Here is a 13,101-nt window from a genome sequence, read left to right on the forward strand (position 1 = left end):
GCATAAATCAATTAGGTATGTGATTCGAAACTATTGTCAAGAATGAATTAATCAAATCCAAAAAGGGTTAATCGTTCGCAAACAGTCTATTTTTCTTGAAAAAATAGGCTTTTTTTCTAAAAATCTCTAGTCAAGCGCTTTATTTTTTTGTATAATAGAAATAGCAAAGTATAGATAAGAAGAGAAAAGCATGATTACACTATTTCTATCACCGAGCTGTACTTCATGTCGTAAGGCGAAGGCCTGGTTAGAAAAACATAAGGTTCCCTTTGTGGAACACAATATCATGACCAGTCCTTTAACGAGAAAAGAATTGCAACACATTCTTTCCTTGACCGAAAATGGTACTGATGACATCATTTCAACTCGTTCAAAAATTTTTCAAAAATTGAATATTGATGTAGAGAGTATCTCGGTATCGGAATTGCTTCATTTAATTGAGCAGTATCCAAGTCTTTTGCGTCGCCCAATTATTATTGATGCCAAACGTATGCAAATTGGTTTTAATGAAGATGAGATTCGTGCTTTTCTCCCTCGTAGTTACCGTAAGCAAGAACTAAAAGAAGCAAGAATGAGAGCTGGTATTAGTTAATGAACAAACAGTATAGTTACCCACTAGATTTGTCGTGGAGCACTGAAGAACTTGCTTCAGTGCTTTCTTTTTTTAATGATGTTGAAGCTGCCTATGAAGGCAAGGTAGAGGCTAAAAAGTTACTGGACTCCTATAAGGGATTCAAAGCGGTCGTGCCAAGCAAGAGCGAAGAAAAACGTTTGGGACGAGAATTTGAAACGGTTAGTGGCTATTCGCTTTACCGAGCGGTTCAGGAGGCTAAGGAAAAAGGGGAAGGAAAGATTTCTCTTGGAAAGTAAATTTGAATTTGCTAAAGAGCTTGTTAAGAAGGCGGGCCAGTACATCCTTGACCATATGCAGGAAGACTTGCGTGTTGAAACCAAGTCCTCTCCAACAGATTTGGTTACCAGACTGGACAAGGAAGTTCAGGAACTCTTGGTTGGTGAGGTTTTGTATCGTTATCCTGAAGATAAGATTTGTGCTGAAGAAGGTTGTCTGCGAGCCTCGGTTCAAGAGGGCAAGGTTTGGGTCATTGATCCCATTGATGGGACCAATAATTTTGTCGCCCAGCAGGAAGATTTTGCTGTCATGATGGCTTATTTTGAAAATGGTCAGGGGAAGTTTGGACTGATTTATGATGTGGTCAAGGGGGATTGTTACCACGGTGGTGGGGAATTTCCGGTTTGCCGAAACGATCAGTCCCTAGCTTCCTTTAAAGCAAAACCACTTGGAGATTTTCTCATTGCGGGAAATAGTGGTATGTTGGAAACTAATGAATGGGGCTTGGCTGATTTGGGTCGAGCGGTCCTCGGTGTACGTGTCTATGGGAGTGCGGCCATTAGTTTTGCCAAGATTTTGTCAGGGCGTTTGTTGACCTATGTCACTTATCTGCAACCATGGGATTATGCTGCCGCTAGTATTTTAGGAGAAGGTCTGGGCTATCGGGTGGTGACCCTATCTGGTGAAGCTCCTGATTTTCAAACCAGACAGCCGGTCATGATGCTACCTCTTGAGATGCAGGAGGAAATTCAGTCCTATATTTACGAAAGGAAAAGAACTTAAATGCAATTTCCAGAAGGATTTGTTGAAAAATATGAAGAGATACTAGGAGATGAGGCAAGAGATTTTCTTGCCTCTTTTGAGGAGGAAGCGGTTTCGGCCTTTCGGGTCAATCCTTTAAAAGAAGCGCCAGTTTCCTTTCCTGATGCTATTCCTCAAACTCCTTGGGGTCACTATGGTAAGGTTTCAGGAAAATCGCCAGAGCATGCTACTGGTTTAGTTTATTCGCAAGAACCCGCTGCCCAGATAGTTGCTCAGGTAGCCCAGCCCCGTCCTGGTATGAAAGTCTTGGATTTGGCCGCTGCACCGGGTGGAAAATCAACTCAGCTAGCAGCCTATCTAGCAGGAGAGGGTCTCCTTGTTTCCAATGAAATTTCAAGCAAACGGGCTAAGATTTTAGTAGAAAACATGGAGCGCTTTGGTGCGACAAATGTTGTGGTGACCAATGAATCTGCTGACCGTTTGGCCAAGGTTTTTAAAGGCTATTTTGACCTCATTGTTCTTGATGCTCCTTGCTCTGGGGAAGGGATGTTTCGTAAGCAACCAGATGCTATGGACTATTGGAGCCTTGATTATCCGAGCCAATGTGCTAGCTTGCAAAGAGAAATTCTGGCAGATGCGGTAACCATGTTAGCAGAAGGTGGTCGTCTGGTTTATTCGACATGTACCTGGGCCCCCGAGGAAAACGAAGAGATTGTCAATTGGCTACTGGAGGAGTATGATTTTGATTTGCTACCAGTTGAACATATCAATGGAATGGTAGCTGGTATTGACCTGCCAGAAACGGCTCGGATGTACCCTCATCAGTTTAAGGGAGAGGGTCAGTTTGTCGCCCATTTACAATTTAAAGGTGAAAATACAGCACCTAAATGTAAGGCAAGTAAGAGTAACCTCAGCCGAGAACAAGTTACTTTGTGGCAGGAATTTGCCCAAAAACACCTGAAAATCAATCTAAGGGGAATCTTGCAGACTTTTGGTGACCAACTCTATCTCCTGCCAGAACTTTTGCCAGATTTAGGAAAACTCAAGATTGCTCGGAATGGCCTGCATCTGGGCACTTTTAAGAAAAAACGCTTTGAGCCTAGTTTTGCTCTTGGTCTAGCCTTGAAACCGAGTCAGGTCAAGCAGTCGGTTGAAATTGACCAAGAAGCGTTTGTAAAGTATGTCGCTGGAGAAACCGTTCAGCTGGCGGAAAGTCTGCCAAATGGTTGGTACCAAGTTTTGGTTCAAGGAAATGGTTTGGGCTTTGCTAAGGTGACTGGAAATGTTTTGAAAAATTATTTTCCAAAAGGACTCAGATTCAAGTGAAAATGCTAGTCAAAGTAGCTTGTCTATGTTATAGTGGAAGTATGGATTTTTTTCAAATTGTCTTTTATTTTAAGTCAAAATTGGTGGGTAAGGCAACTGAGCAAATTTCTAGTAAAACCAAGCTAGCAACTTCGGTTGGCTCCCAATTTTAAAAAAGAAAAACATAAATAAATAGTTGAAAAAATTCACAGCATTCACCATTATTTTCAAGGAGAAAAACAGTGAAAAAAAGGAAAAAACTCGCTTTATCTCTTGCAGCTCTTTTGCTGGCAGGTTCTTTGGCGGGATGTGCTAGCTGGATTGATCGTGGGGAATCCATGACAGCTGTTGGTTCAACGGCTCTTCAGCCTTTGGTCGAAGCAGCAGCAGATGAATTTGGTTCTCTGCACGTTGGGAAAACAGTCAACGTCCAAGGTGGAGGATCGGGTACAGGTCTGTCTCAGGTTCAGTCTGGAGCTGTTGATGTAGGAAATTCAGACGTATTTGCCGAGGAAAAAGACGGTATCAACGCCTCCGCTCTAGTGGACCATAAGGTAGCCGTAGCGGGCTTGGCAGTCATTGTAAATAAGGAAGTTGATGTTGAAAATCTGACAACTGAACAACTCCGTAGCATCTTCACAGGTCAAGTGACCAACTGGAAAGAAGTCGGTGGGAAAGACCTAGCCATTTCCATTATCAACCGTGCGGCAAGTTCAGGTTCGCGTGCAACATTTGATAGTGTTGTCATGGATGGTCAATCTGCCGTGCAGAGTCAAGAACAGGATTCAAATGGGATGGTCAAAAACATTGTTTCCCAGACACCAGGAGCCATTTCTTACCTAGCTTTTGCCTATGTGGATGACTCGGTAAAACGCATGAAGTTGAATGGTTATGAGCCGATTGCAGAGAATGTTACAACCAATAACTGGCCTTTGTGGTCTTATGAACACATGTATACACTAGGCCAACCGAACGAATTGGTGGCAGAATTTCTTAACTTTGTCCTCTCAGATGAAGCGCAAAGCGGAATCGTTAAGGGAATGGGCTATATTTCTGTCAAGGAAATGAAGGTTGAAAAAGATGCTGTAGGAACGGTGACAGCACTAGAAGGGAGTCAATAATGAATCAAGAAGAATTAGCTAAAAAATTACTTTCTCCCTCAAAGAACTCCCGTCTAGAGAAATTAGGAAAAGGTTTGACCTTTGCCTGTCTGTCTTTGATTGTTATCATTGTGGCCATGATTTTGATTTTTGTAGCCCAAAAAGGTTTGTCGACCTTCTTTGTCAATGGGGTTAATATCTTTGATTTCCTTTTTGGCCAAACTTGGAATCCTTCAGGTAAACAATTTGGTGCCCTTCCCATGATTTTGGGTTCCTTTATTGTCACAATCTTATCGGCCCTTATCGCAACTCCTTTTGCCATTGGTGCGGCAGTCTTTATGACCGAGGTCTCACCAAAAGGTGCTAGAATCTTGCAACCAGCCATTGAATTGCTGGTCGGGATTCCTTCAGTCGTATATGGATTTATCGGTTTGCAGGTTGTAGTTCCCTTTGTCCGTAGTGTATTTGGTGGAACTGGTTTTGGAATCTTGTCAGGAATTTTTGTTCTCTTTGTCATGATTTTACCGACGGTAACCTTTATGACAACCGATAGCTTGCGTGCGGTACCTCGTCACTACCGCGAAGCTAGTTTGGCTATGGGGGCCACCCGCTGGCAAACCATCTGGCGCGTGACCTTGAAGGCAGCACGTTCAGGGATTTTCACAGCAGTGGTCTTTGGGATGGCGCGTGCCTTTGGTGAGGCTTTGGCCATTCAGATGGTGGTCGGAAACTCAGCCGTTGTCCCAACTTCATTGACAACACCTGCTGCGACCTTGACCTCTGTCTTGACCATGGGTATCGGAAATACTGTTATGGGAACAGTTGACAATAACGTTCTCTGGTCACTGGCCTTAGTCTTGCTCTTGATGAGTTTGGCCTTCAACAGTGTGATTAAATTGATTACGAAAGAAAGAGGAAAGAAAAACTATGCACGCTAAGAAATTAGATAAAATTGCAACAGCTGTCCTCTACTCAATTGCAGGAATTATCGTTGCCATCTTGGCATCCTTGATTCTTTATATCTTGGTTCGTGGTTTGCCCCACATCTCTTGGTCTTTCTTAACTGGCAAATCATCTTCTTACCAAGCAGGCGGAGGGATTGGAATTCAGCTCTATAATTCCTTCTTCCTTTTAGTCATTACCTTGATTATTTCTGTTCCCTTATCTATGGGGGCTGGGATTTTCCTAGCTGAATATGCCAAAAAAGGTCCTGTAACCAATTTTGTCAGAACCTGTATTGAAATCTTGTCTTCACTGCCATCAGTGGTTGTGGGTCTCTTTGGTTACTTGATCTTTGTAGTTCAGTTTGAGTATGGATTTTCAATCATTTCAGGTGCCTTGGCCTTGACGGTCTTTAACCTTCCTCAGATGACTCGAAATGTTGAGGACAGTTTGAAACACGTTCACCATACGCAACGTGAGGCCGGTTTAGCCCTTGGAATTTCTCGTTGGGAAACTGTGGTCCATGTGGTCATTCCAGAAGCTCTTCCAGGTATTGTGACGGGGGTTGTCTTGGCCTCTGGTCGTATCTTTGGTGAGGCTGCTGCTCTTATCTACACAGCAGGACAATCCGCTCCAGCCCTAGACTGGTCTAACTGGAATATTCTCAGTGTAACTAGCCCAATCTCTATCTTCCGTCAAGCAGAAACCTTGGCTGTTCACATCTGGAAGGTCAATAGTGAAGGAACCATTCCAGATGGAACCATCGTATCAGCAGGTTCTGCTGCAGTGCTCCTTATCTTTATTCTCATCTTTAACTTTGGAGCTCGCAAACTCGGAAGCTACCTACATAAGAAATTAACCGCTGCCTAAAGGAGAAGCCATGTCAAAATATAATTGGGATGAAAAGCATATCATCACCTTTCCTGAAGAGAAAGTGGCCCTCTCTACTAAGGATTTACATGTTTACTACGGTAAAAATGAATCCATCAAGGGCATCGATATGCAATTTGAAAAGAATAAAATTACAGCCTTAATTGGCCCTTCTGGTTCAGGAAAATCAACCTACCTCCGCAGTCTCAACCGTATGAATGATACCATTGATATTGCCAAGGTCACAGGTCAAATCCTCTACCAAGGGATTGATGTCAACCGTCCAGAAATCAATGTTTATGAGATGCGTAAGCATATCGGAATGGTCTTCCAACGCCCAAATCCCTTTGCCAAGTCTATCTACCGCAATATCACTTTTGCCCATGAACGTGCAGGAGTTAAGGACAAGCAAGTTTTGGATGAAATTGTGGAAACTTCTCTTCGTCAGGCTGCCCTTTGGGACCAGGTCAAAGACGATTTGCACAAGTCAGCCTTGACCCTATCAGGTGGTCAGCAGCAACGTCTCTGTATCGCTCGTGCTATCTCTGTTAAACCAGATATCCTTTTGATGGATGAACCGGCATCAGCCTTAGACCCAATTGCGACAGCCCAGCTGGAAGAAACAATGTTGGAATTGAAGAAGGACTTTACCATCATCATCGTGACCCACAGTATGCAGCAGGCTGCGCGTGCTAGTGATTACACAGGATTTTTCTACTTGGGTGACTTGATTGAGTACGATAAGACCGCTAATATTTTCCAAAATGCTAAACTGCAGTCAACCAATGACTACGTAACAGGACACTTTGGATAGAAAGGAAACAGTATGACAGAAGCGATTTTACAGGTATCAGACCTGTCTGTTTACTACAATCAAAAAAAGGCCTTGAATAGTGTTTCCCTATCTTTCCAACCTAAGGAAATTACAGCCTTGATCGGTCCATCTGGATCAGGGAAGTCAACCCTTCTCAAGGCAATCAACCGCATGGGAGATCTCAATCCAGAGGTGACCACAACAGGTTCAGTAGTTTATAATGGTCACAATATCTACAGTCCACGTACAGATACAGTTGAATTGCGGAAGGAGATTGGTATGGTTTTCCAACAACCAAACCCCTTCCCGATGTCTATCTACGAAAACGTTGTTTACGGACTTCGTATCAATGGAGTTAAGGATAAGCAGGTTCTGGATGAAGCAGTAGAAAAAGCCTTGCAACGAGCTTCTATCTGGGATGAGGTCAAGGATCGCCTGCATGATTCAGCTATCGGGCTTTCAGGTGGACAACAACAACGTGTCTGTGTTGCCCGTGTCTTGGCAACCAGTCCTAAAATCATTCTTTTGGATGAACCGACTTCAGCCTTGGACCCTATCTCGGCTGGTAAGATTGAGGAAACCTTGTATGGTCTAAAAGATAAATACACCATGCTCTTGGTTACGCGTTCCATGCAACAAGCCTCTCGTATCTCTGACAAGACAGGATTTTTCCTAGATGGAGATTTAATCGAGTTTAACGATACCAAGAAGATGTTCCTCAACCCACAACACAAGGAAACAGAAGATTATATTTCAGGAAAATTTGGATAAGGAGATAAATGATGTTACGTTCTCAATTTGAAGAAGATTTAGAGAAATTGCACAACCAGTTCTATGCTATGGGACAAGAAGTGCTATCCCAAATTAATCGTACAGTGCGTGCCTTTGTTACGCATGACCGTGATTTAGCTAAGGAAGTCATCGAAGACGATGCAGAAGTAAACGAATACGAAGTGAAATTGGAGAAGAAATCATTTGAAATGATTGCCCTTCAACAACCAGTTTCTCAAGACTTGCGTACTGTTTTGACAGTCTTGAAGGCTGTATCTGACTTGGAACGTATGGGGGACCATGCCGTTTCCATTGCCAAAGCGGCAATTCGTATGAAAGGGGAGCAACGCATCCCAGCTGTTGAAGAAGAAATCAAGAGAATGGGTCGCGATGTCAAGAACTTTGTTGAAGCAGCCCTTGAACTCTATCTCAATGGTTCAGTTGATCAGGCCTATGAAGTAGCAGCTATGGACGAAAAAATCAACCATTACTTTGATAGCATTCGTGACTTGGCTACAGAAGAAATCAAGAAAAATCCAGATGCCATTGTTACAGGTCGTGATTATTTCCAAGTGATTGCCTTCTTGGAACGCATTGGAGACTATGCTAAGAATATCTGTGAATGGGTTGTTTACTTTGAAACAGGTAAGATTGTCGAACTATAAAATAGATTCATTCTGTATAAAAAGGAGCTTGAAATCAATTGATAGCTCCTTTTCTTGAATGAAAAAAATATTTTTAATATAAAAATTCAAAAAACACTTGACAAGTATCTTGGATAGCGTTATAATTATACAAAATTAACAGAGAGGTTGTTTATTTATGAAATCAAAAAAATGGATATTTGTTTTATGTAGCTTTCTTGCAAGTTTCTTCTTAGTGGCTTGCCAGTCAAGTTCGAATGGTTCTCAGTCAGCTCTTGAGGCCATTAAGCAAAAGGGGAAATTAGTTGTGGCGACCAGTCCTGACTATGCACCCTTTGAATTCCAAGCCTTGGTTGACGGAAAAAATCAGGTAGTCGGTGCGGACATTGACATGGCCCAAGCTATCGCTGATGAACTTGGGGTGAAGTTGGAAATTTCAAGCATGAGTTTTGACAATGTCTTGACCAGTCTTCAAACTGGGAAGGCTGACCTAGCAGTTGCAGGAATTAGCGCTACTGATGAGAGAAAAGAAGTCTTTGATTTTTCAATCCCTTACTATGAAAACAAGATTAGTTTCTTGGTTCGTAAGGCTGATGTAGAAAAATACAAGGATTTGACTAGCCTAGAAAGTGCTAATATTGCAGCCCAAAAAGGAACTGTTCCAGAATCAATGGTCAAGGAACAATTGCCAAAAGCTCAATTAACTTCCCTAGCTAATATGGGTGAAGCTGTTAATGAATTACAGGCTGGAAAAGTAGATGCTGTTCACATGGATGAGCCTGTTGCCCTTAGCTACGCTGCTAAAAATGCCGACTTAGCTGTCGCAACTGTCAGCTTGAAGATGAAGGACGGCGAAGCTAATGCAGTTGCTCTTAGAAAAAATAGTGCTGATTTGAAAGAAGTGGTGGACAAAGTTATCCAAAAACTCAAGGATGAAGGAACTTACCAAAGCTATCTTGAAAAAGCAGCAAGTCTAACTGAAGTTGAAGAATAATACTCAATGAAAATCAAAGAGCAAACTAGGAAGCTAGCCGCAAGCTGTACTTGAGTACGGTAAGGCGACGCTGACGTGGTTTGAAGAGATTTTCGAAGAGTATAAGAAAAAAGCAGAGTTGGAAGTCATTCCAATTCTGCTTTTAAATAGTTTAAAACATTTTCCAGATTTTCTAAGGACACCTTGGCAAATTGATAAGGGCAGGCATCCAAGTATGCCTCTTCAAAGAAGTCTAAGCCCAGTTGACTGTGCTTGAGACTGGCTATTTTAGGATACTGTCTCAGGTCTAGTAATAAACCATCGTGTAGGGGATAATGAGGAAGGGGACAAGGTGTTTTAGCTAGTCTTTCCTCGATTTGTTTTTGGTACGCTTCCTGATTGGACAAGCGAGCTAGACGATTTTTCTCAAATAATTGACTGTCAATATAGAGTGACAGGGCCTTTTGCATGATGAGGTTGCTGTCGTAGTCTAGGATATTTTTATAGGCCACAAAGGCTTCCTTGATAGCATTTGGAAGGATGAGTGCTGTTATCCGCAGGGCTGGAAAGAGGCTGGTTGAGAAGGACTTTATGTAAATGACGCGCTCCTCTGTATCTAGATAGTGGAAGGTCTGGCCCTTTTTAGAGTCCAAATCCCCCAGATAGTCGTCCTCTACGATATAGACTCCATACTTGGCAGCTAAGTCAAGAATAGCCCGTTTGTCCTGCTCTGAATAGGAATGTCCCAGAGGATAGTGAAAACGAGGAATGGTATAGAAAAACTTAATTTGTCCTGTTTTGAAGTGGCCTTCTAGTTCCTCCAAGTCAATTCCATCAATGCCTCGTTCAATCGTTTGATAGTCCAGACCTTGAGCAATCAAGAGGCGATTCATCCGATGGTAGGTCGGCTGTTCCACCAAGATTTCCTTAGCTTGACTAGGAAAGGAAATTTGAGAGAGGATAAACAAGGCTTGTTGGGTTCCAGAAGTTAATACCAGTTGGTCAGCCTTGCAGTAGAGGGCTTGGTCAAAGAGGAGTTTATGAATGGACTGTCTTAGGTCTTCTAATCCTTCTTGGTTGTCATAGTAGTTAAAAAGGTAGTTTTCTCGGCCAATCAAGGTTTCATTGACACAGAGTCGGAAATCGTCATAGGCGCTGGCATGTTCGTCAGTGACTTCGATTTCTAGATCCTGGTGTTGCCCTTGTTCTAGGACATAGTAACCACTCTGAGGCTTGGCATAGAGGTATTGTTCGTGCCGTAATTCCAACAGGGCTCGTTGGACAGTATCCTTGCTACAGTGAAAGTCAAGGCTCAGTTGACGGATAGAAGGCAAGCGACTTCCCGTTGGAAAACGTCCAGACTCGATACCGTTTTTCAGATAGGAAACGACCTCTTGGTACTTGCTTTGTTTCTTCATTCCAGACCTCCCTTGATTTTGTTACATTGTACCTTTTTTTTTCCTTCTTGGCAATGTCTAGAGTGTTTCTCTCGTTCACATCTAGGGGCAAATGTGGTATACTTAGGAGTAACATTTATAGAATAACAGACAAGAAAGTGAATGGATAAGAACGTGCAGGAACCAGTGAAATTATTTCAATACAATACCCTTGGAGCCTTGATGGCAGGCCTTTATGGTGGTACCATGACAGTAGGAGAATTGCTAGAGCATGGTGACCTTGGTTTGGGAACCTTGGATTCCATTGATGGGGAATTGATTGTCTTAGATGGCAAGGCTTATCAGGCCAAAGGCTCGGGAGAGCAACCGGAAATTGTAGAAGTGTCACCAGATGCCCTTATTCCTTACGCAGCAGTGGTACCGCATCAGGCAGAGGTCATTTTTCGCCAACGCTTTGAGATGACAGATAAGGAATTGGAAGAACGAATTGAGTCTTATTATGATGGGGAAAATCTTTTCCGCTCAATTAAGATTCGTGGCGAATTCTCACATATGCATGTACGCATGATTCCCAAGTCGACACCAGATACCAAGTTTGCTGAGGTCGCAACCCATCAACCGGAATATAGTCGTGACAATGTGGCGGGAACTATCGTTGGTTTCTGGACGCCAGAGATTTTCCATGGAGTCAGTGTGGCAGGCTACCATCTGCACTTCATTTCAGATGATTTGACCTTCGGTGGTCATGTCATGGACTTTGTCATCAAGGAAGGCATTATTGAGGTGGGAGCTGTTGACCAATTGGATCAACGTTTCCCAGTCCAAGACCGTCAATACTTGTTTGCTAAGTTCAATGTTGACGAGATGAAAAAAGATATTGAAAAGGCAGAATAGGAGAAGAAAATGACCATTCATATTATCATTGCCATGGTGCTATTGCTGACTTTCTTGATAGGAAGCATTTGGTATGCCAAAAAGAAATACCAGATTAATCTAGCTGTCTTGGGTTTGGGGGCTGTTGCCTTCTTTGTCTCTTCACAGATTTTAGAAAAACTGGTGCATATCTTGGTTTTGCATCCTCAAAAAGACGGCAGTATTGTCCTCTTGCAAGACCATCCGCTTGTCTATATCATCTATGGCTTAGCCATGGCAGCATTTTTTGAGGAAACTGCTCGTCTTATTTTCTTCAAATGGTTGGAGAAAAAGAGAAGTTTGGAAAAGGCAGATGCCTTGGCTTATGGATTGGGGCATGGTGGCTTGGAGTTGATTTTCCTAGGTCTTACTAGTTTGCTTAATCTCTACATCGTTCTCTCAGCAGTTCAAACGCAAAATCCACAGGTTATGCAATTGCTGTCTGAAAATATGTTGAAAACTATTCAGTCGCTATCAGTCTGGCAGATTTATTTGCTTGGTTTTGAGAGAATCTTGGCGCTAGGTTTCCAATTACTCTTGACTGTTTGGGTTTACCAAGCTGTTCGCCAGAAGAAATGGATTTATCTCCTAGCGGCCTATGGACTACATGCCTTCTTTGACCTGGTACCATCTCTAGCTCAAGTAGGATGGATTACAAGTCCTGTCTTGGTTGAAGTTGTCCTAGCACTTGAACTTGTTCTGCTTGCCTATGGAACAAAGGCTATCTTTTGCAAAAAATCATAAAAAGAGGGGTGACCTCTTTTTTTATGTAAAGATAAAACAAGCTCTTTTTATGGTCGTCAAATGTCTCTAAAAATGGTATAATGGAATGAATTTTGAAAAAGGAAGAGTGACATGTCAGTAAAAGAAAAAATGCTTGAAATCCTAGAAGGAATCGATATTCGTTTTAAGGAACCCTTGAAGACCTATACCTATACCAAGGTAGGAGGTCGAGCGGATTATTTAGTTTTGCCACGCAATCGCTATGAGATGGCCCGTGTCGTCCAATTTGCCAATCAAGAGAATATTCCTTGGATGGTGCTAGGAAATGCCAGCAATATCATCGTTCGTGAAGGTGGAATCCGTGGTTTTGTCATCTTGTGCGATAAGCTCAATAACGTTTCGGTTGATGGCTATACCATCGAAGCAGAAGCTGGGGCAAACTTGATCGAAACGACACGTATTGCCCTTCGTCATAGTTTGACTGGTTTTGAGTTTGCTTGTGGGATTCCAGGGAGCGTCGGTGGAGCTGTCTTTATGAATGCGGGTGCCTATGGAGGAGAGATTGCTCACATCTTGCAGTCTTGTAAGATCTTGACCAAGGATGGAGAAATTGAGACCCTGTCTGTCAAGGATTTGGCTTTTGGTTACCGCCATTCAGCTATTCAAGAGTCTGGTGCAGTTGTTCTGTCAGCTAAATTTGCTCTAGCTCCAGGAAACCATCAGGTTATCAAGCAAGAAATGGATCGCTTGACGCATCTACGTGAACTCAAGCAACCTTTAGAATATCCATCTTGTGGTTCGGTCTTTAAACGTCCAGTAGGGCATTTTGCAGGCCAATTAATTTCAGAAGCTGGCTTGAAAGGCTATCGTATCGGTGGTGTTGAAGTCTCAGAAAAACACGCAGGTTTTATGATCAATGTCGCTGATGGAACGGCTAAAGACTACGAGGACTTGATTGAGTCTGTGATTGAAAAAGTCAAGGAACACTCTGGCGTTACCCTTGAGAGGGAAGTCCGTATTTTAGGAGAAAGCAAGTAG

Annotated in this window: 15 protein-coding genes; 14 read left to right on the plus strand and 1 reads right to left on the minus strand. The window is 42.7% G+C overall.

Translation table 11 applies throughout. The annotated features are described in order from the left end of the window. The first annotated feature begins 190 nt into the window (after positions 1 to 190). The 11 genes from B7698_RS05390 (at position 191) to B7698_RS05440 (ending at position 9,052) form a co-directional block, all read left to right on the plus strand. Positions 191 to 592 carry a Spx/MgsR family RNA polymerase-binding regulatory protein gene (locus tag B7698_RS05390; RefSeq protein WP_000631259.1) on the plus strand — a complete coding sequence of 134 codons (402 nt, stop codon included), beginning with the start codon at positions 191 to 193 and terminating at the stop codon, positions 590 to 592. After that, positions 592 to 870, plus strand: coding sequence for a UPF0223 family protein (locus tag B7698_RS05395; protein WP_084864885.1), 279 nt, complete (start codon positions 592 to 594; stop codon positions 868 to 870). Before B7698_RS05390 ends, B7698_RS05395 begins: the two co-directional genes overlap by 1 nt. After that, a complete protein-coding gene (locus B7698_RS05400; protein WP_084864886.1) occupies positions 860 to 1,633 on the plus strand; it encodes an inositol monophosphatase family protein in 774 nt (257 codons plus the stop codon). The genes B7698_RS05395 and B7698_RS05400 overlap by 11 nt, the downstream gene beginning before the upstream one ends. Beyond that, positions 1,634 to 2,938 (plus strand): RsmF rRNA methyltransferase first C-terminal domain-containing protein, encoded by a 1,305-nt coding sequence (locus B7698_RS05405; RefSeq protein WP_084864887.1) that lies wholly within the window; start codon positions 1,634 to 1,636, stop codon positions 2,936 to 2,938. A 221-nt stretch (positions 2,939 to 3,159) separates the two neighbouring features. After that, positions 3,160 to 4,038 (plus strand): phosphate ABC transporter substrate-binding protein PstS family protein, encoded by an 879-nt coding sequence (locus tag B7698_RS05410; protein ID WP_000746326.1) that lies wholly within the window; start codon positions 3,160 to 3,162, stop codon positions 4,036 to 4,038. Further along, positions 4,038 to 4,955, plus strand: coding sequence for a phosphate ABC transporter permease subunit PstC (pstC, locus tag B7698_RS05415; RefSeq protein WP_001070903.1), 918 nt, complete (start codon positions 4,038 to 4,040; stop codon positions 4,953 to 4,955). The genes B7698_RS05410 and pstC overlap by 1 nt, the downstream gene beginning before the upstream one ends. Beyond that, positions 4,945 to 5,829 (plus strand): phosphate ABC transporter permease PstA, encoded by an 885-nt coding sequence (gene pstA, locus B7698_RS05420; RefSeq protein ID WP_000543046.1) that lies wholly within the window; start codon positions 4,945 to 4,947, stop codon positions 5,827 to 5,829. Before pstC ends, pstA begins: the two co-directional genes overlap by 11 nt. A 10-nt stretch (positions 5,830 to 5,839) precedes the next feature. Continuing rightward, on the plus strand, positions 5,840 to 6,643 hold the full coding sequence (gene pstB / locus B7698_RS05425) for a phosphate ABC transporter ATP-binding protein PstB (RefSeq protein WP_084864888.1): 804 nt from the start codon (positions 5,840 to 5,842) through the stop codon (positions 6,641 to 6,643). Between the two features lie 12 nt (positions 6,644 to 6,655). Next, positions 6,656 to 7,414: a phosphate ABC transporter ATP-binding protein PstB gene (pstB, locus tag B7698_RS05430; RefSeq protein WP_000133484.1), complete on the plus strand. Its 759-nt coding sequence runs from the start codon at positions 6,656 to 6,658 to the stop codon at positions 7,412 to 7,414. 11 nt (positions 7,415 to 7,425) lie between these two features. Further along, the gene (gene phoU / locus B7698_RS05435; protein ID WP_000946458.1) at positions 7,426 to 8,079 is read left to right on the plus strand and encodes a phosphate signaling complex protein PhoU; all 654 of its coding nucleotides are present in this window, start codon (positions 7,426 to 7,428) and stop codon (positions 8,077 to 8,079) included. A 157-nt stretch (positions 8,080 to 8,236) separates the two neighbouring features. Further along, entirely contained in the window at positions 8,237 to 9,052 is an 816-nt protein-coding gene (locus tag B7698_RS05440) for an ABC transporter substrate-binding protein (protein WP_084864889.1), read from the plus strand. A 125-nt stretch (positions 9,053 to 9,177) separates the two neighbouring features. Here the strand turns inward: B7698_RS05440 and B7698_RS05445 are convergent, their stop codons facing one another. Continuing rightward, positions 9,178 to 10,449, minus strand: a complete 1,272-nt coding sequence (locus tag B7698_RS05445; RefSeq protein WP_084864890.1) for an aminotransferase-like domain-containing protein — start codon at positions 10,447 to 10,449, stop codon at positions 9,178 to 9,180. Between the two features lie 141 nt (positions 10,450 to 10,590). Here B7698_RS05445 and budA point away from each other — a divergent pair, with 141 nt between their 5' ends. From budA to murB, 3 genes are all read left to right on the plus strand, one after another. Next, entirely contained in the window at positions 10,591 to 11,322 is a 732-nt protein-coding gene (gene budA, locus B7698_RS05450; protein ID WP_000360314.1) for an acetolactate decarboxylase, read from the plus strand. 9 nt (positions 11,323 to 11,331) lie between these two features. After that, positions 11,332 to 12,084, plus strand: coding sequence for a YhfC family intramembrane metalloprotease (locus B7698_RS05455; protein WP_084864891.1), 753 nt, complete (start codon positions 11,332 to 11,334; stop codon positions 12,082 to 12,084). Between the two features lie 111 nt (positions 12,085 to 12,195). Then, positions 12,196 to 13,101, plus strand: coding sequence for a UDP-N-acetylmuramate dehydrogenase (murB, locus tag B7698_RS05460; protein ID WP_084864892.1), 906 nt, complete (start codon positions 12,196 to 12,198; stop codon positions 13,099 to 13,101).

Source organism: Streptococcus mitis (assembly GCF_002096855.1).
In the GTDB taxonomy this organism is placed as follows: Bacteria; Bacillota; Bacilli; order Lactobacillales; family Streptococcaceae; genus Streptococcus; species Streptococcus mitis_Y.